Below are 18165 nucleotides of genomic sequence, written 5' to 3' on the forward strand. Positions count from 1 at the left end.
TGTCCAGCGTTGTAAAAACTGTTGTAGCAAACGGGAAGCGGCAAGACCGTTATCCGCTCGATGGAAATAATGGACAGAAACGGATAGGGGGACATTGCATTTGCGCCGGCGGGGAAGTACAATAAAGTTATACATGAATTCTGTTTGGAGGAGTGAAAAATGAAAGTTTTAGCAATTAACGGCAGTCCGCACGAACAAGGATGCACCTATACGGCAATCCGGCTTGTTGCGGATGAGTTGGAAAAGCAGGGGATTGAAACGGAGATTGTACAGGTAGGGAAGCTGCCTGTCCGCAGCTGCATCGGCTGCCGTGCATGCAAAGAGGGCAAGCGCTGCGTGTTCGACGATATTGTAAATGAATGCATTGATAAGTCGAAGGACGCGGATGGGATTCTTTTGGGAAGCCCTGTTTATTATTCCGGGATTGCCGGCAGCATGAAATGTTTTTTAGACCGCTTCTTTTACGCGGGGCCGTATCTTCACTACAAGGTGGGTGCCGCCGTTGTTTCTGCAAGGCGTGCAGGAACCGTTGAGACCTTTCAACAGCTGAATAATTATTTCAATCTCAGGAATATTGTAATCGCTCCTTCCCATTATTGGAACGAAGTCCATGGCTCAAATGCTGAAGACGTTATGAAGGATGAGGAAGGCGTTCAGATTATGCGCACGCTCGGCAGGAATATGGCATGGCTCTTAAAAATGATGGAATACGGCAAGAATGCCGTTCCGCTGCCCGAACAGGAAGAAGTTATCCATACGAATTTTATCCGTTAAACTGAATAAAAAATCATCGTTGCCAACCGGGGACGGTGATTTTTTCATATGTCGAAAAATCGACCAGTAATGGCTTTGGTCAGATAAATGGTGTTTGGCTTTTCTGCCAGACCGGAGGAAAGCAGTACATGGAATGGAGAGATTACTCTATTTTTATAGAAAATATGAATTTAACGCATTAAATTTAGTTAAGTTTATTAAAATTCAAGTAAAATATAGTTGAATTCAAGTGATAAAGTATATATAGTAAGAATAGCGAAAAGTGTTTAAAATTGAATATTCCAAAATTTAAACGCAAAAAATGAACAAGTCAGATGAAAACCTAACTGGAGTAGGTGTATTTCAATGCAAACATGTCACCAACTATTGGAACAATTTCCTTTTAGCAAACTGCAATTCACAAACACAAAACTTCCGATCATTCTAGAAGAGGGAGACAACCGTGATGTTTATAATATTTCCTCTCCGTTTTTGTACAACGGAAGTCAACTACTTTTAGGTAGGGCTGAATTCAGGGATAGTGAGGATTCCAGTATTGTTTTTTTGCGGAGAAATTCCGGAATATGGTCATTGGATAAGCGGTACCAACCTCTTAAACATTTGCAGGATCCGTTCTATTCCTTTGTGAAAGGAAAGTTGATCGTAGGTGGTGTAGAAGTTTACCGGAATGATAAAAATGAGAGTACATATCGTACGGTGTTTTTCCGTGAAACCGCTCCGTTCCGGATTGAGCGCTTTGCCTGCGGTCCGGAAAATATGAAGGATATTCGGTTGTTGGAGTTGCCCAGCGGCGAGATTTTGGTTACAACAAGGCCGCAGAACGCAAGCGCCGGCAGGGGAAAGATCGGTTTCACGATTATTCCCTCCTTAGACGACTTAAACAGCCAGTCCATTTTGTCGGCCTCCATTTTAGAGGATCAGTTTATCTCGGAAGAGTGGGGCGGAACCAACCAGCTTCACTTACTCAATAACGGAAAAATAGGGGTTTTATCCCACATTGCCAATTTTGATGAAGAAGGTAACCGGCATTATTATTCCACCTGTTTTTTGCTTGACCCGGCTACCGGAATGCATCTGCCTATGAAAATTATAGCGGTGCGCTGCAATTTTGAGGATGGCCCCAGTAAAAGAGAAGATTTGAAGGACGTTGTGTTCAGTGGGGGTCTTGTGCGCCATGGCAATGGAACAGCGTGTCTGTATTGCGGCGTAGGCGACGCGGAAGCGCACTGTCTGACCATTCCGGATCCCTTCGTGGAATGGGAAAAAAGTAATGTTTTATGAAATGCCAATTCGCTAAGCGAATTAACTTATTTTTTTATCAAAGGAGGAAGAAAGATGATAATGAAAAAGTTAATTTGTGCTATGTTAGCAGGTATCATGTTGGCGAGTGCGTTTTCAGGATGTTCGCCATCCGATACCGCTGGCGGGGAATCTTCCGAATCGGGCGGAGTTGTCACCGTGAATTTCTGGTCCGCTCCGCAGAAAGTGCAGTATAACTTCTGGACTGCAAAAGCAAAGGCTTTTAACGAAACGGAAACGAAAGTGAATGGCAAAACCATTAACGTAAAAGTACAGGAAATGCCCGAGTCACCGTCATCGGAAGCGGGTATCCAGAACGCTATTGTTACAGGAACCGTTCCGGCTGCATCGGAAAATATCAGCCGCAGTTTTGCTGCAACGCTCGCTTCGTCAGGCGCAGTATATGATCTGCAGGATGAACAATGGTTCAAGGATGCAGTTGCAGCGAAAAAAATGGAGAATATTATTGCCGGCTGGGCGATTGATTCCAAGCAATACGTTCTTCCGGAATATGTAAATCCGATGACATGGCAATGGAACGCAAAAGCGCTGAGGGCGCTTGGATTTTCAAAAGTGCCGCAGACGGTGGATGATCTGGACGCCGTCTTAAAGGCATTTGTGTCCAACAAATCAAAAATGAGCGAAATCGGCGTCACTCATACCCTGTATCGCACATCGCTGGCCCGCAATGATCAGTGGTGGGAGAGATGGTATGATTTCCAGTCGCCGTATATGGCGCTTTCCCAGAAGACAACATGGGTGGAGAACGGCAAGCTGACACTCGACCGCCAGGGAGCGATTGATACCTTTGAACTGCTTGGGAAGTTTGGCAATACCATCCAGACCAACGAAGTTACGGATGCCTGGACTGCGGAAAATCCGCCCATCCTGCTTAGCGTAAGTTCTCCCTGGGATATTCAGACGCTCCGCGCGGCCGGGAAGACGTACGGCATGGACGGCGACTATGTTTTCGGGCCATCCCTTGTGAAAAAGGCGGGAGATACTCCTTACAACTTCGCGGATTCCAAGGGCATTGTCCTTTACAAAAACAGCAAAATTTCCGATGAGCAGCATCAGGGCGCCGTTGCGTTCCTGAAGTGGGTATACAGTTCGGAAAACTGCACGCAGTCAGACGTGGATTGGCTGAAAGCCACAACGATGATCCCTGTTCGCGGAGATATTTCGACCAACAGCGCGTTCGCAGATCAACTGAAGCAGTACCCGGAATTGAAAGACCTTGTTGAATTTTCCAAATACAGTATTCCATGCATGGCTTCCGACAAAATGACGGATATTCAGACTGCCCTTACAGAATCCGGGCTTTCCGTCTATATTCAGGAGGTGCTAAAGCAGGAGCCTCTGCATGCTCCCGATGCCTCAAAAGCTGTCGATAGTGCGTTCAGCGCCATGAAAGCAGCGGGAAATTTAAGTTGAAGGCTGTCATAACGTATCCTGCGGCCCACAGTTAAAAAGCGACCAATTTCGGCGCAAAGCCTCCTTCCGGTTTCGGAAGAAGGCTTTGCGTTACAATTATATGCGCTGCGGGGATTTCTGTTTAAGGAGGGAACTTTATGGCAGAAAGGACAAATTCAAAAAAGCATTACCGGGACAATTTTACCGGTTGGCTTCTTAATATACCGTATTTGGCATATACAGCCGTCTTTTTTCTTATACCTCTCGTATGGGCCGTTTGGCTCTCCACAATGGACTGGAACCTGATGTCCCCGGACAGGACGTTTGTAGGAATCCGGAATTTTACCGGCATGTTTGCAAATCCGAAAATTATTGCAGCCTTTTTCAATTCTTTCCGTTATTTAGCTCCGATTGTGGTTCTGTGCTTTCTGTTCGGCTTATTGCTGGCTTTGCTGATTTCGAATCTGCCGGACCGCATCAAAGGCGTTACGGCGGTTCTGTTTTTTATTCCGTATTTAACCTCCGGCGTTGCAACATCCGTTGTAATACGGTTCTTTTTCAGCTATAATTCCGCATTTAATCATTTCCTTCGTGAGCGCTTTGACAAAGATATATCGTGGTTCCAGAATCCAACCTCCGCCTTTTGGATTATTATTGCGATTATCGTTTGGAAAATGTCGGGTTACTATGCTTTGTTCTTGCTGTCTGCCATTGAAAGCATTGAACCCGAAGTAAATGAAGCGGCCGCTATAGACGGGTGCGTTGGTTTCCGCAGGCTGGTTTATATTACCCTTCCGATGATTCTGCCGACTATTACAACGGTTATCGTTTTAGCGTCCGGGCTTGCGTTCGGGATTTACACGGAGCCTTACCTTTTGACCGGCGGCGGGCCAAATAATGCGACGACAACGTGGCTCCTTGAAATATACAACACATCCTTCACAAACTTCCGGTCGGGCGAAGGCGCCGCCATGGCAATTGCGAATGCGGTTCAGATTTTTGTGACAATTCAGCTTTTTACCTTTGTGATGAATAAATTGAACCGAAAATTCGGGGTTTAAGGAGGGACAGTTTTGAAAAGAAGCTCAAAAATAAAAACCGGAATATTAATCGCGATTACCGCCGTCCTCCTGGTGTTTTCCCTTTTCCCGCTTTTTTATATGGTGATTCAGTCTCTCATGCCTTGGGATCAGGTTGATAAATCCATGGTTTTATCGCACCCGACTATGAAAAGCTATCAATATTTGCTCGGTTCCGGCAATTCGTCGGATGCATTTATGTGGGTCCGTTCTTTGCTGAACTCGCTCATCGTTTCCGTTCCAACTGCGGTTGTTTCTGTTCTGGTCGGCTTGTGCGTAGGATATTCCGTAACAAAACTGCATTTCAGGGGGAAGAAAATCATTTATGAGTCCCTTCTTTTTCAAATGTTCTTTCCTGGAGTTATCCTGTTAGTTCCTCGTTACATATTGATTAAGCCCCTGGCCAACCATTATCTCGGCATGATCCTGCCCCTATGCATTTCCACATGGGCTATCTTTATGTATATCAACTACTTTACCACGCTTCCGAATGAATTATTTGAAGCGGCAAAGATTGATGGACTGGGTGAATTCGGGATCATTCTGAAAATAGCGATGCCGATGACAAAATCTGTTACGACAATCGTTTTCTTATCCATGTTCATGGCGCGCTGGAATGAACTCATGTGGGATATGCTAGTTGCGCCCGACATTAAGATGCAGACCTTGAATGTGCTGATTTCCACCCAATTCCGTACAATGGGGAATTTCCCGGGACCGATGTATGCGGCGTCCGTACTGCTTACGCTGCCGATTATCATAATGTTCCTCTGCGCTTCCAAGCATTTCAAAGAAGGCATCAGCTTTATGCTTAAGTAAAAAATATTGATTGGGGTGTTTGCTTCATGATGAGATGTGTCAATAATCCATTGGTTACAGCAAAAGATGTGAAATCCAGCCGGCCCGATTTCCGTGTGGAGGGGATTTTCAACTGCGGCGTCTGCCGTTATCAGGACGAAATTCTGCTGGTTTGCAGAGTTTCCGAATCCGCAGGTTTTACCGACCAAAAGGTAAATATCCCGGTTATGGTTCCGGACGGGGATCGTATGACAATGGATGTAATTGAAGTTGTAAAAAAAGAACACCCGGAATGGAATTTTTCCGATTCGCGTTCCATCACAAAAGAGACGCCGAGCGGCCGCAAAATCGTATATCTGACCTCGTTTTCCCATTTGCGTTTGGCGCGTTCCAAGGACGGAATCCGTTTTACCGTTGATGACGCTCCGATGATTCCGCCCGCGATGAAAGAAGAAAGCTGGGGAATGGAAGACCCGAGAGTTGTGAAAATTGAGGATACATATTATATCAATTACACAGCGGTCAGCCCGCTGGGCCCGGCGACCGCTCTGCTTAGTACAAAGGATTTTCAGCAGTTTAAACGGCATGGAATTATTTTTACGCCCGAAAACAAAGATGTTGTCATTTTTCCTAAAAAAATCGGTGGCAGTTATTATGCGTTGAACCGGCCTGTAAGCCAGGAGTTCGGTTCTCCGGAAATGTGGATCAGCGAATCCCCCGACCTCATTCACTGGGGGAATCATCGCCATTTTTGCGGTGTATCCGGAAAAAGCTGGGAAAACGGAAGAATCGGCGGCGGAGCGGTGCCGTTCCTGACCGAAAAAGGCTGGATTGAATTTTATCATGCTGCGGATAGCGACAACCGTTATTGCATTGGGGCAATGCTGCTGGATGCCCGGCATCCGGAAAAAATACTGGCGCGAACGGAAAAGCCGGTGCTTCAGCCGGAAACCGATTATGAAACGAGCGGCTTTTTCGGAAATGCGGTTTTTACCTGCGGATGCTGCCAAAATGGGGATACAATTATGCTCTATTATGGTGCTGCAGACGATAAAATCTGCCGCGCGGATATTACGTTGGAAGAAATATTTCATGCTTTAAATATATAAAGTTGAAACAGGTGATGAAAATTGAAGCGCCGGGTTACAATGAAAGATATCGCCGAACAGCTGAATGTTTCGGTTAATGCGGTTTCTCTTGCCCTTAACGATAAAAAGGGGGTAGGGAAAGAAACCAGAAACCGTATTCTTAATAAGGCGGAGAAAATGGGCTACTTTTTGGAGAAAGCAAAGTATAAAAAATCCCTCTCCAATAAAAATATCTGTATTTTAATCCCGACGCAATATTACCGGAATTCAGATTTCTATGCCAAAGTCCTGCTGGGTGTTGAAGAGGAGGCAAAAAAGAACGGATATGAAATTCTGATTAATTTTACCGACAAATTAAGCGGTATTCCCGATTGTGTAAAAGAAAGCCGCGTCTGCGGAATTATCGTAATCGGACGAATCAGCGACGAATACCTTATGGCTCTGAAAAAACACAGGCTTCCCATTGTCGTAGTGGACCACAGTTCCATGGCGGAACCGGTTGATTGTATTCTTACGAACAACAAATTAGGGAGTTACCGGATCACCCGCCTGCTGATCAGCAACGGTTACCGCAAAATCGGTTTTTTCGGCGACCTTAATTATTCCATGAGTATCAAAGAGCGCTTTTTTGGGTACCAGGAAGCAATTCACAATCTGATCCCCATGAATGGCTACCGCAACGTGAGCAGGTATGCATTGGAATATTCCATTCTTGGAAACGTTGAGCAATTTGTTATTAAGCAAAATGTTTTGAAAATCATGGATCAGTTAGAACAGCTCGAGCAACTTCCGCAGGCATTTGTCTGTTCGAACGACGAGGCTGCAGTCCAAATGATTCATGCGCTGCAGCAGATGGGCTACCGGGTTCCGGAAGATATTGCGGTAGTCGGCTTCGACAACACCCCGCTGTCCACTATAATTTCTCCGCAGCTTACCACAGTAAACGTTTATAAAGAATTTATGGGGCGGGCGGCTGTACAGCGGCTTATCTGGCGTATAAGCCACCTCAATGAGCCATTTGAAAATATTGTGCTGAATGTGGAAATCGTGGAACGGGAGAGCAATTTATTCTTGAGGAAACAGCATTCCCAACCGTTGCCCTATATGTAATCTCATGCGGCGTTTTCTTTTTCAGTTTTTCTTACCAGCGCCCCATGCATCATCGCCATTAATAAAAGAATGATCAGCAAATATACCGGCAGAAAAACAATATTGATATGCTTTGCAATTAGGCCGAAGAGCGGCGGCATCAAACAGGTTCCCACATACGCGCTTGCCATTTGAACCCCGATGATTGCCTGCGACTTATCCGCACCAAAGCAGGAGGGAGTGGCGTGAATCATACATGGGTAGATCGGCGCACACCCAAGGCCGATAAAAAGCAAGCCGGCCAAAGATACGGCTTCATGTACCGGCAGCAGCATCATAAGAATGCCGACGGCAATGATCCCCTGCCCCAGGCGAATCATTTGTAAATCGCTTAATTTCATGCTAATAATACCACTCAATACTCTTCCAATGGTAATGCCCATAAAGAACATGCTTGCATAGCCAGCCGATGTTTCCATTGAAAATCCTTTGAACAGGGTAAAATAGCTGCTTGCCCATAGACCGGCCGTCTGCTCCAAGGCGCAGTAACAAAAGAAACAGAGCATGACTTCTTTGGTCCCGGGAATCTGAATTACTTCTTTTAAAGGCAATGTCTTTCCCGCTAAAATAGCATGTTTTTCTGCAGAACCTTTTTGGTTCTTCCATAGTGGCAAACTAAAAAACAAGATTACTACAAAAGCAATCTGTAAAAAGGAAATATACTGATAACCCGCATTCCAATTCTGGCCATGCATCAAGGTATATCCCATCATGTAAGGCCCAATCGTTGCGCCGATTCCCCACATACAATGCAGCCAACTCATATGCCGGCTTGTGTAGTGAAGTGCTACATAATTATTTAAGGATGCATCTACACTCCCTGCTCCAAGTCCGTAAGGAATCGCCCAGAAACAGAGCAAACCAAACGAATGGGAAATGGAAAAGCCAAATAAAGCCACCGCCGTCATGGCAACGCTGATCGCCGTTATCTTTCCGGTTCCGAATTTACGGGTAAGTTTATCGCTTTGTAAACTTGAAACAACGGTTCCGATTGCAATAATCGTAGAAATGACGCCTATGCATGAAATCGGCACCCTAAATTCCGTATACATGGATGACCATGCCGAACCGAGTAAGGCATCCGGCAATCCAAGGCTAATGAATGCAAGATAGATTATTACCAGCAGAAATTGAAACATATTGATCTCCTTCTCTTTTGATGATATCATAATATCATCATTTAACGAAATATTATATAGTATTTTCCGCGAAATTATATAACAAAACCGTCAAAGAGAAGGGGCATTGTATGAGCATAGCGAAATGTGATGTAATAGTGAATTCTTCCGGCGAAGAAATCCAAAAACACGGGACGACAGAATTCCCGATTGCTTTTTATGAGGAAAACGTATCAAGCCATTCGATTCCATGGCACTGGCATGAGGATTTTGAGATTATATGGGTAATCTCAGGGTCAATAACAGTATCTGTTCATAACACAGAATATGTCCGGAACAAAAAGCAAGGGATATTGATTAATGCAGGCGTTGTTCATTCCATTCAGCCAACAAACAATGAAAAGTGCATTTTAAAATCGATTGTTTTTCATCCAAGGCTCATCGGAAGCATAAATAGCATATATTGGCAAAAATATATTGAGCCGATTATCCGGAATAAAAACCTGCCATACATTTTATTAGACCCATTTATTCCCTGGCAGGATAAAATACTCGCTTGCTCGATTTCTGTATGGAACAGACTTTATAACGCGGAACACGGTTTTGAAATATATGTGAGGAACGAATTATCGGAATTGATTCTGATTGTGCTTAAAAATCATTCCATATGTGAAGCAAAACCCAGCCTTCGCAATCTTCGAAATGCCGAGCGGATAAAAACCATGCTTCAATACATTCAGGCACATTTTTCGGAAACCATAACCCTCTCTACTTTGGCAAGGACAGCGCTGATCAGCGAAAGCGAAGTTCTGCGCTGTTTTCACAGTACAATCCATGCCACACCGAATCAGTACCTGAAACAATATCGAATCCAAAAAGCATGCCAAATGTTAATCGATACAGATATGACTTCGATCGAGGTTGCCTTTCAATGCGGACTCCATAGCAGCAGCTACTTTACAAAAACTTTCCGGGAACAGATTGGCTGTACCCCTTTGGAATACAGAAAGAGGAATCAGCAATGCTGATCCCTCTTTCTATTTATAATGATAATGAAAAATTTGGCACAACCAATTGCTATTCAGCAAATAGTTTTGAACCTGTATATGTGTTTTTACAGGATGCCTTTCGCAATCAAAAGTAGGATTACGCTCCACTATGTTCAAGTATGCACTAATTTGATAAACTTTCGATTATTTCTTAACAAAAACGAGTTCGATTGTCGGAGAGTAGCTTGGATGCCGCGGCGATTGGGGCAAAGCGGGACGCCGAATGAAGCGACGAAGCGGGCATAACGCCTACCAAAACGCCTACATTAATTTTTTTTACAGTTCCGATTTATTCCGCGGCATGATGTGTTAAGCATAGAGAAACCCGCATGAATACTGGGTTTTTCAGCATTCATGCGGGTATTAAAATGGTCCGAGTGGCGAGACTTGAACTCACGGCCTCTTGCCCCCCAGATAAATCGAAGGGGATTTTCCGTCTTTTTGCGTTTCATGGAGTGCCAACAAATCCAGTAATAGAGCCATTTTTTAAATCAGCGTTCCATCGGATATTGGCACATTTTGAGGCGGTTACTACGTATTTACTACGTGTTTTTATGGCAATTTTTCGATTGACTTCGAGAGTTTTTCGGCTGATTGTGAAATGTAGCTGTCGATATCCACAGAATAATCAGTATGCCCCATGATCGCAATAAAATCTTCCTCGCGGACATTGGCTGCGCTCATCATTGTTGCAAAAGTTCGGCGTGTTGCGTGAGGAGTGAGTTTTCTTGTTATCCCGATCTGCTCAAGCGCCGGATAAAAACATTTTTCGCGAAAATATTGTGACGTGTACGGAGCACCATCCAGACGGCAGAATATCGTTTCTCCATTTTTACTCATCCAGTCCATTAAAATGGGCTTTATTTTATGATGTACCGGCACAACTTTGTTTTTCCCTGCGTCTGTTTTTATGCCCCCGTAAAGGGCGTACATGCCATTTTTTTCGTGAACGTTAAATTTGCTTAACGTCAAAAATTCCGTGATTCTAAGGCCTGTGTAGCACATGAAAAGTATGCAATCGGCAAATGGAACCTTTTTAACCTTATCTGTGCCAAACGCCGCATTTTCGATCTGCTTAAGTTCAATGTCATTAAAGCAATCTTTGACACCCGATGGTTTTTTCGGCAGCACTAAAAATTCAGCATAATTTTTATTTATGATATCGTTTTGCATAGCATATTTATATAGTAACCCCACCAAAACCTTTATATCATGTAAAGCCGAATATGACATAGGGGGAAGCATAACGGGAACGCCGTCTTTTACAACCGGTTTTCCTTGCTTGTCTAGTTTAGGGCGTTCTTTCTGGAGGCCATCTATTATCGATTGTATTTGAGCGGTGCGAAGCTCTCGGAATTTTTCGTCATACAGAGCCGACAATTTTTTCCACGCAGCTCGATAACTGTTTGCTAATTGCTTTGACTTGTTTTTGGTGCCGAGCGCCCACCAATCTTCGTAAATCTCTTTTAAGGTGATGTTAATTTTTTCAACCGGATTCCTCCGATATTCTTCTAACGCGTCCTTTGCTTCTTGCGAGGTCGCATAATAGCCTATGAGTTGCGGAGAAGTTGTTTTCGTTTTTGGAGTGACAGCTACCCAAGGGCGATATTTAATATCTGAGCGTTTATATACGGAGCCTGTCCGATTTTCTCGCCTGGTTGTTTTACGCTTGCGTGTGGGTTTAGTTTGCTTTGTTCCACACCAAGGACACCAAATCCAATCATCGGATAAATTTCGCTTGCATTTTTTGCAATTAGCCATAAAAATACCCTCCTATCTTGATTTTGGAGGGCTGAACTGGTACAATATAATGGCGTTATTATGCGTACGCTGTCAGCCCTGCTGATGGTGGCCGCTCGTTCCGGCTGGTATCCGGAGCGGGCGGTTTTTTATTTATTTATAGTTCTTTTGTTGTAACACATCGGACTGCCACACCTAAAATTCGCGCATATCCATTTTCAAAATCATAGCACTTTACAATAATTGGTTCATAATTTGAATTTTCTGGGATCAAAAATATGGTATCTCCAATTTGCTTAAAACGTTTGAGAGTAGCACTATCCCCGTTTACAAAGCAAGCAACGATTTGCCCATTCTCTGCACAATTTTGTTTGCGAATCAAAACGTCGGAGCCGTTTTCTATTCCAGCATTTATCATGCTATCGCCCTCGACATGCAAGTAGAAATATTCATCAGGATTTTTAATGTCTGTAGGAATATATCCAATAATACTTTCTTGAGCAAGAATTGGTTGGCCCGCGGCAATTTTGCCCACTACAGGAATCATTGGGAGGGATGAAAGAGGGGTGCAATTAGATGGAAGCGAGTCATCGATAAATTTATTACTGTCTTTTCCACAGACCCAAGCTGGATTGAGCTTAAGAGCTTTCGAAATAGATTCAAGGACTGGCATTTTTATTTTGGCCACATTCCCAGTTTCGTACCTTTGAATAGTTGAGCTTGCTACGCCAACTATTTTTGCGACATCTTGTAATGTAAGGTGTAACTCCATACGCCTCTCATAAAGCTTTTTACCTATTTCAATGTTGTTCATAATATCCCTCTTATTTCTATTTGGCAATCATTATATCACAAAAATTTGCAGAGCGCAATACCTATAACTGAATTTCAAAAAATATTTTGCACAATGCTATTGACTTTGCGCTATGCAAGTGATAATATAAAAACAACAAAATTGCGTAGCGCAAAATCAGGAGGTGACATTATGATAAATACCAACAAAATCAAAGGAAGAATGGCTGAGTTAAATCTTACTCAAAAAGACTTAGCAAAGGCTATGGGACTGTCCCCGTCTACAATCAGCCAAAAAATAACAGGGGCAAGACCCGTAACATTGGATGAGGCCGAGGCATTTGCTTCTGTTCTGAAAATTGAAAACGAACAATTTAGCGATTTTTTTTCGCAAAACAAATTGCGTAGCGCGAAAATTGACTCATCAGAAAGGCAAGTGAGGAAGATGAAGAAAGTAAATATTGAAATAACAATAAACAAGAATTTTAAAGAAGCCGCCAAAAAAGCAAAACAAAAGGCAAAGCGTTAAACACCTTGCCTTTCTATATGAAGACTAAATTTTAGCTTCTGAAATGCAATCAACAACAGTATCAATTAGGTCTTCAACGTTTTGCTCCAATACGTCTACATCATTGTCATAGTACTTTACTTTATATTCGTACAAAATATCAAGCATTAGTTTTAAGTACTTAATGCGTTCGTCTGGAGAACTTGCTGCATTAGCAGCATTTTGGCATTTACCAATTTCTTCTTGAATGGATTCTACCTTACAGTTGAGAATGATTCCGCATGCGTCGCATATCCCGATTTCTTCCATATATCTTGAATGCGGAACTTCTCGACCACAAATTTTACATTCTGGCAACATTATCCCTCCTTTCCGTATTTATTCTACAGCGGAAAGGAAATTCTTGCAAGAAAGGTGGGGGAAACGGCATGAATGATTTAGTTTTTCTTGAACCTGACAAAATCGGCGCAGAACCGTTCACGACATCCGATGTGATTGCGGAATTTACAGGAAACAACTATCGGTCTGTGCAAAGAATCATCGAAAAACAAATTGATGCCCTTAAAACCTTTGGACAGGTGCGATTTGAAATTACACCTGTTGCAAAAGTTTGATGTGTTTTCGGAAGGAAGGATATCATGCAACGCTATACAAATTGGAATGCTCTACCGCTCGTCCTTGACATTGATGTAGCTGCAATGATTGCAGGATACCACCCGGCTTACCTGCGAAAACTGGCACGGCAGGGAGAATTTCCAGCAAAACAAAACAAACCGCGGGGGAAATGGCGAATCAGCAAAGACGAATTGCGTGGTTGGATTACAAACCAAGCAGACAACATATCCGCATAGTGCGGACATTCTGAAAGGAAAGAAGAAGTCAAAACGAAAGAAGGTACATAATGAATTTACAACTTATCAAATCTGAAAGCTTTGGCTCTGTAGAATGTGATTTTTACGGGAACGGAAAAAATGAGTTTTTTATGACTCGTGAACAAATTGGCTGCGCGCTTGGATATTCAGACCCTAGCGATGCCATCCGTAAAATCCATGACCGCCACAAAGAGCGACTGAACCGGTTTTCAGTACAGGACAAATTGTCCGGTACTGATGGGAAGCAATATCATAAGAAGGGCAGGTGAGAAGAATGAACGAAGCAAAAGAAAACGGAATCAAGGTAGAAAAGTCCGAAGAGATCGCACAAAAAATTGCTAAACTGCTTGAAGCAGAAAAATGCACGGTAAGCGAAGCGTACAGCATACTCCGTATGACTGGAATAATTGTGAACAATTCGACATTTACCGTGCAAAATACGCCAGTCGGGCGGATCCGCGGGATGAAATAACTTTCATTTAGCAATATCTTTTAGCCATTTCAAATTAGCATTGATTCTCGACATAGTACACTCTTTTGTTTCCGTATCGTACCAAGCACAACCTTTAACGCAAAGCGCAGGAGATTTTCTCCCGACCGACATAATTGGGCAAATATCGTCCTGTCCAAAATGCAACGCAGCTTCTTTATCAAATTTAGCTTCTTCGTCTTTTGTCATAACATCACCCCCTCTCCGAGATGATTCTACATCGGAAAGGAAATTTTTACAAGGAGGGTAATTAAATGAACAATCTTACAGTATTTAGTAGTGACATTATCCCGGTTTATACCACCGACACGGGAAAGAAAGTTGTCATTGGACGAGAGCTTCATGAGAAGCTCAAAATTGACACTCCTTACACACAATGGTTTGACCGCATGTGTGGATACGGATTCGCAGAAAATCAGGACTATTCAAGTTTTTCACAAAAAAGTGAAAAACCCCAAGGCGGCCGTCCAAGTTTGGAACACATTCTCTCCCTCGACATGGCGAAGCACATCGCGATGATTCAGCGCACACCCGAAGGACGAGCAATCCGCCAGAAACTCATCGAACTTGACACCGACATCTCAAACCTTTCTCCGGAGCTACGGCTGCTTATCAAATTGGAAGTTGCGCAAAAGCAACAAGAAAAGGCCCTTGCCGATACCAACAAGCGCCTCGATCATATCGGTGACGTTATTGCATTAGATACCCGCTCATGGCGAGAAGATACGCGGAAACTGATTGTACAAATCGCCCGTGCTCAGGGTGGAAACGAATATCTCCGTGATGTACAAGCTGAAATTTATAAGCTGGTTGACCAGCGCGGCGGCGTAAGTTTGGAAACCCGGCTTACAAATAAGCGCCGCAGGATGGCCGATGAGGGCGTGTGCAAATCCAAGCGGGACAAGCTCAACAAGGTTGATGTCATTGCCGATGATAAAAAGCTAATCGAAATCTATGTAGCTATCGTCAAGGAAATGGCGATTAAGTACGGTATCGACCAGCAGAGCGCTTAAGAAAGGTAGGTGAAAAAGCCATGCAAAGACGTGAAACCGCATGGGAACGTGTACCGGTAGTAATGGACCTCTCCTATGCCGCCATACTCCTTGGCGTAAGTCTTGACAGGCTCCGCAAGCTAGCACAACGTGGGGAGTTCCCGGCATTCAAAGTCGGGAAACTGTGGCGGGTAAATAAAACGGACATGCTTTTCTATATTCAAAAGCAGGTAAAGACTTCATGACCGCCCGCTGCACACGCTGTGGCAAGCATTGGATTATAAGTATCCAGCAGCCGATCAAAGGTTACATATGCCCGGATTGTTCTACAAGGAACAAGCTGATCAGGAAAGGAATATTGAAAGAAAGGAAAGAAAAATGAAGTGTAAATCCTGTGGGTGTGAAATCCCAAATAGTTCTAACTTTTGCCCCAAATGCGGCATAAAGATTGCTTCGGTATGCAATTGCTGGGTAATAGGAGAGCCATATAACTGCGGGCAGGATGAATGCCTAGGACGCAGGCTTAATGTGCTGCTCGAGGAGGAAAGTTCTTTCGAAGAAGGGCATATTTCAAGGAGAGAAACCTTAATGCAAAACATAAAGCAGCAAGGCGTTGTTCCGTTCATAGCTCTTATAGCTTCCATAATCGTTTTTATTTGTTCGTTTTTTAAACCTTAGTATTAAAAATCGGCATGATTCTTTTGAATTCGAAATCAACTACTTTCCGAGTTCATTCAGAGTTTCATCCAAGTCATCTGCTAATTTCGAAATCAGTTGCGGTTAAATCAGGCATTTAAATTCTCCTTTCCCCACAATTCTATATCGGGAAGGAAATATTTACAAGAAGGTGAGACAAGCCTATGCCATATAAATGGGACAATTACCATGCGATCATAACGATTCCGGCAACGGAGAACAAGCCGCTGACGAATGGAGACTTAATCCGCAGCATGAGTAATGAAGAACTCACCGTAACGCTCACGTGTCCTAATGAAATGGGTATGGATGAAATTGATTGCGATCACTCCGACGATAAAAATTGCTGTCAATGTTTGCTGGATTGGCTGAATCAACCCTACGAACCAGAACAGGAGGCTACACTATGACCGCGATAATTGACATTCTGCTTTACCTTGTTATCATCGGCGTTGCAATGTTTATTATCTCAGTACTTATGTACTGCATTATCCAGGTGGTCAATAAAATCCACCGCGCCGACATCGCCGCCGAGAGGATAAGACTGAACCGGGCGCTTATAAGAAAGGAGTTGGGCAGAAATGGTATTTAGGACGCCGCCTTGTAAGGATTGCTCTGACCGCCATATCATGTGCCACTCGATTTGCTCCAAACACAAGGCTTGGAAAGCGGAGGAAAACCGCAAAAACGCTGCGGCCAACAAGCAAAAGGATATCGTGAACGGATTTGTCGAATACGAAACGGAGAGTTACATAAAGCATGTTGTCCGCCGCAGAGCACAGGGGTTTAGATAAAATGGGCTTGAGGAATTAGACGTGGTATTGGCATAAATCAGTAAAATGATAAAAATTTAATGAAGATTGTGGTATTTGGAGGTTATATGAACGATAAACAAAGGCTTTTAATTCAGTATATATGTGATGGCGATATTAAAAAGGCCCAGCAGCAAGCAAGAATTATTTTAAATGAGTTAACCACAGCAAAAGATGAAGCATTCAGGATAAATATGCTCCATAAACTTGACGCCAAACCAAACATGATTGAACTTCCATATAATTTGCGTGAATTTCTTGTTGCAGAGGATGTATCAAACTTTCCAGAAAGTCGCTTTGTATTACGTCCTGAAGAAGCAAAGATAGTTGAAAAGGTTATGTCTATAGTGAAAGCATCTGAACGGTTATCTGAACTTGGTATCTCATATTTGCCAGCCGTAATGCTTTACGGTGGCAGCGGTGGAGGGAAAACGATACTTGCTCGATATATAGCATACAAAGCGAATAGACCATTTGTATATGTAAGGTTTTCTAGTGTTGTAAGTTCTTATCTTGGAAACACTCAATCAAATATTGCGAAGGTATTCGAATATGCAAGGACTGCTCCATGTGTACTTTGTTTTGACGAAATAGACGCTGTTGGTATGGCTCGTGGCCAAAAGAATGATGTTGGGGAAATGAATCGCATCGTTATTGCACTTATGCAGGAAATGGATAGTTTGCCTAACAACGTAATCATCATCGGAACTACTAACCGTTATGACAGACTTGATTCTGCACTAATCAGACGTTTTCCGATAAGGCATGAAGTTCGACCAATGTCACGCAGCGATATTAATAACCTTGCAGAAAGATTTTTTAAATATGCAGGCATAGTCACTGATGGATGGCTAAAAGACTGGTGCGATACTAATTTTTTAGATATAGAACTTGCTTCTACTGTTATCGAAAAATGCACGCAACTAATGGTTGATAGAATCATCCAAGAGATTGACACAAAAAAGTATAATTCCTAAATTAAACAAATTTTCACCTTAAATAGCTCTCTATGAATAATAATCTGAAAGCGAGGATTTGTCAATGGAAAACAGTTTAATCCCCGGAATCCGCAGGGCTATCCAGAGTGATAAATCCATTTTGTACGACACCAAGGCCGAGCGGGATTATATCATGCCAATTCTGCGAGGTGCGAGGTTTATTGGGCGTGCGACGATTGATCTCATTGACCGACAGTATTCCGATAAAATCGAAAAATTGGAGGATGAAATCATAGATATGGGTGCCCGCTTAGTAGAGCTGACAAAAATGGATGACTACGGGTTAAGTGCAGCACAAGCTGCCTATGACAGGCAGGAAGGTCCATGCCCGTTTGCAAAGGATGATAAACCGGAATATGAATCAGAATGTGAATCAACCGACGAACCACGACGAGTGGATAAAGGCACGTCTAAGCGGAATCGGAGCTAGTGAAGCTGCTGCTGTCGTAGGTATGTCACCGTACAAAAGCAACGCCGAACTGTGGGAAGAAAAGACTG

The 18165-nt window shown here is 43.3% G+C and carries 26 protein-coding genes; 21 read left to right on the top strand and 5 right to left on the bottom strand.

The features are described from left to right. Positions 1-159 precede the first annotated feature (159 nt). The 7 genes from CAGA_RS11515 (at position 160) to CAGA_RS11545 (ending at position 7561) form a co-directional block, all read left to right on the top strand. Entirely contained in the window at positions 160-774 is a 615-nt protein-coding gene (locus CAGA_RS11515; RefSeq protein ID WP_135660958.1) for a flavodoxin family protein, read from the top strand. A gap of 345 nt (positions 775-1119) precedes the next feature. Beyond that, the gene (locus tag CAGA_RS11520; RefSeq protein ID WP_135660960.1) at positions 1120-2055 is read left to right on the top strand and encodes a DUF1861 family protein; all 936 of its coding nucleotides are present in this window, start codon (positions 1120-1122) and stop codon (positions 2053-2055) included. Positions 2056-2115: 60 nt separating this feature from the next. Then, positions 2116-3507: an ABC transporter substrate-binding protein gene (locus CAGA_RS11525; RefSeq protein WP_243113029.1), complete on the top strand. Its 1392-nt coding sequence runs from the start codon at positions 2116-2118 to the stop codon at positions 3505-3507. Between the two features lie 137 nt (positions 3508-3644). Further along, positions 3645-4547, top strand: a complete 903-nt coding sequence (locus CAGA_RS11530; RefSeq protein WP_135660964.1) for a carbohydrate ABC transporter permease — start codon at positions 3645-3647, stop codon at positions 4545-4547. Positions 4548-4559: 12 nt separating this feature from the next. Further along, positions 4560-5384 carry a carbohydrate ABC transporter permease gene (locus tag CAGA_RS11535; protein ID WP_135660966.1) on the top strand — a complete coding sequence of 275 codons (825 nt, stop codon included), beginning with the start codon at positions 4560-4562 and terminating at the stop codon, positions 5382-5384. A 26-nt stretch (positions 5385-5410) separates the two neighbouring features. After that, positions 5411-6472: a glycoside hydrolase family 130 protein gene (locus tag CAGA_RS11540; RefSeq protein ID WP_135660968.1), complete on the top strand. Its 1062-nt coding sequence runs from the start codon at positions 5411-5413 to the stop codon at positions 6470-6472. Between the two features lie 21 nt (positions 6473-6493). Next, positions 6494-7561 (top strand): LacI family DNA-binding transcriptional regulator, encoded by a 1068-nt coding sequence (locus CAGA_RS11545; protein ID WP_243113030.1) that lies wholly within the window; start codon positions 6494-6496, stop codon positions 7559-7561. Between the two features lie 2 nt (positions 7562-7563). Here the strand turns inward: CAGA_RS11545 and CAGA_RS11550 are convergent, their stop codons facing one another. Beyond that, positions 7564-8739, bottom strand: a complete 1176-nt coding sequence (locus CAGA_RS11550; protein WP_135660970.1) for an MFS transporter — start codon at positions 8737-8739, stop codon at positions 7564-7566. Between the two features lie 110 nt (positions 8740-8849). On the opposite strand from CAGA_RS11550, the gene CAGA_RS11555 reads away from it, so the two are divergent. After that, positions 8850-9746 (top strand): AraC family transcriptional regulator, encoded by an 897-nt coding sequence (locus tag CAGA_RS11555; protein WP_135660972.1) that lies wholly within the window; start codon positions 8850-8852, stop codon positions 9744-9746. 573 nt (positions 9747-10319) lie between these two features. Here CAGA_RS11555 and CAGA_RS11560 read toward each other — a convergent pair. Together CAGA_RS11560 and CAGA_RS11565 are read right to left on the bottom strand one after the other, a co-directional pair. Beyond that, positions 10320-11528, bottom strand: coding sequence for a tyrosine-type recombinase/integrase (locus CAGA_RS11560; protein WP_135660974.1), 1209 nt, complete (start codon positions 11526-11528; stop codon positions 10320-10322). Positions 11529-11664: 136 nt separating this feature from the next. Further along, positions 11665-12321, bottom strand: a complete 657-nt coding sequence (locus CAGA_RS11565; protein ID WP_135660976.1) for a LexA family protein — start codon at positions 12319-12321, stop codon at positions 11665-11667. Positions 12322-12492: 171 nt separating this feature from the next. On the opposite strand from CAGA_RS11565, the gene CAGA_RS11570 reads away from it, so the two are divergent. Then, positions 12493-12828, top strand: a complete 336-nt coding sequence (locus CAGA_RS11570; RefSeq protein ID WP_135660978.1) for a helix-turn-helix domain-containing protein — start codon at positions 12493-12495, stop codon at positions 12826-12828. Positions 12829-12852: 24 nt separating this feature from the next. Here CAGA_RS11570 and CAGA_RS11575 read toward each other — a convergent pair whose 3' ends face one another. Then, positions 12853-13167, bottom strand: a complete 315-nt coding sequence (locus CAGA_RS11575) for a hypothetical protein (protein ID WP_135660980.1) — start codon at positions 13165-13167, stop codon at positions 12853-12855. 68 nt (positions 13168-13235) lie between these two features. Between CAGA_RS11575 and CAGA_RS11580 the strand changes: the two genes are divergently transcribed. From CAGA_RS11580 to CAGA_RS11595, 4 genes are read left to right on the top strand one after another with little or no spacing between them, the layout of a single operon-like run. After that, positions 13236-13421 (top strand): Rha family transcriptional regulator, encoded by a 186-nt coding sequence (locus CAGA_RS11580; RefSeq protein WP_135660982.1) that lies wholly within the window; start codon positions 13236-13238, stop codon positions 13419-13421. Positions 13422-13445: 24 nt separating this feature from the next. Further along, positions 13446-13658, top strand: coding sequence for a helix-turn-helix domain-containing protein (locus CAGA_RS11585; RefSeq protein ID WP_135660521.1), 213 nt, complete (start codon positions 13446-13448; stop codon positions 13656-13658). Positions 13659-13708: 50 nt separating this feature from the next. Further along, the gene (locus CAGA_RS11590) at positions 13709-13948 is read left to right on the top strand and encodes a BRO-N domain-containing protein (RefSeq protein ID WP_135660983.1); all 240 of its coding nucleotides are present in this window, start codon (positions 13709-13711) and stop codon (positions 13946-13948) included. 5 nt (positions 13949-13953) lie between these two features. After that, on the top strand, positions 13954-14151 hold the full coding sequence (locus tag CAGA_RS11595; RefSeq protein WP_135660985.1) for a hypothetical protein: 198 nt from the start codon (positions 13954-13956) through the stop codon (positions 14149-14151). A 3-nt stretch (positions 14152-14154) separates the two neighbouring features. On the opposite strand, the gene CAGA_RS11600 is transcribed toward CAGA_RS11595, so the two are convergent. Then, on the bottom strand, positions 14155-14358 hold the full coding sequence (locus tag CAGA_RS11600) for a hypothetical protein (protein WP_135660987.1): 204 nt from the start codon (positions 14356-14358) through the stop codon (positions 14155-14157). 65 nt (positions 14359-14423) lie between these two features. On the opposite strand from CAGA_RS11600, the gene CAGA_RS11605 reads away from it, so the two are divergent. The 8 genes from CAGA_RS11605 to CAGA_RS11640 form a co-directional block, all read left to right on the top strand. Further along, the gene (locus CAGA_RS11605; RefSeq protein ID WP_135660989.1) at positions 14424-15182 is read left to right on the top strand and encodes an antA/AntB antirepressor family protein; all 759 of its coding nucleotides are present in this window, start codon (positions 14424-14426) and stop codon (positions 15180-15182) included. A 20-nt stretch (positions 15183-15202) separates the two neighbouring features. Then, positions 15203-15406, top strand: a complete 204-nt coding sequence (locus tag CAGA_RS11610) for a helix-turn-helix domain-containing protein (protein WP_135660991.1) — start codon at positions 15203-15205, stop codon at positions 15404-15406. A 615-nt stretch (positions 15407-16021) separates the two neighbouring features. Continuing rightward, positions 16022-16267 carry a hypothetical protein gene (locus CAGA_RS11620; protein ID WP_135660996.1) on the top strand — a complete coding sequence of 82 codons (246 nt, stop codon included), beginning with the start codon at positions 16022-16024 and terminating at the stop codon, positions 16265-16267. After that, a complete protein-coding gene (locus tag CAGA_RS11625; protein ID WP_135660998.1) occupies positions 16264-16449 on the top strand; it encodes a hypothetical protein in 186 nt (61 codons plus the stop codon). The genes CAGA_RS11620 and CAGA_RS11625 overlap by 4 nt, the downstream gene beginning before the upstream one ends. Then, positions 16439-16651, top strand: coding sequence for a hypothetical protein (locus CAGA_RS11630; RefSeq protein WP_135661000.1), 213 nt, complete (start codon positions 16439-16441; stop codon positions 16649-16651). The genes CAGA_RS11625 and CAGA_RS11630 overlap by 11 nt, the downstream gene beginning before the upstream one ends. 86 nt (positions 16652-16737) lie before the next feature. Then, on the top strand, positions 16738-17646 hold the full coding sequence (locus CAGA_RS11635) for an AAA family ATPase (protein ID WP_167875231.1): 909 nt from the start codon (positions 16738-16740) through the stop codon (positions 17644-17646). Between the two features lie 64 nt (positions 17647-17710). Further along, complete coding sequence (locus CAGA_RS12870) at positions 17711-18097, top strand: hypothetical protein (RefSeq protein ID WP_243113031.1); 387 nt, start codon at positions 17711-17713, stop codon at positions 18095-18097. Next, the coding region (locus CAGA_RS11640; protein WP_243113032.1) for a YqaJ viral recombinase family protein at positions 18036-18165 on the top strand (130 nt) is incomplete at its 3' end. The genes CAGA_RS12870 and CAGA_RS11640, both read left to right, overlap by 62 nt.

The sequence above is a fragment of the Caproiciproducens galactitolivorans genome (genome assembly GCF_004768785.1).
Taxonomy (GTDB): Bacteria; Bacillota; Clostridia; order Oscillospirales; family Acutalibacteraceae; genus Caproiciproducens; species Caproiciproducens galactitolivorans.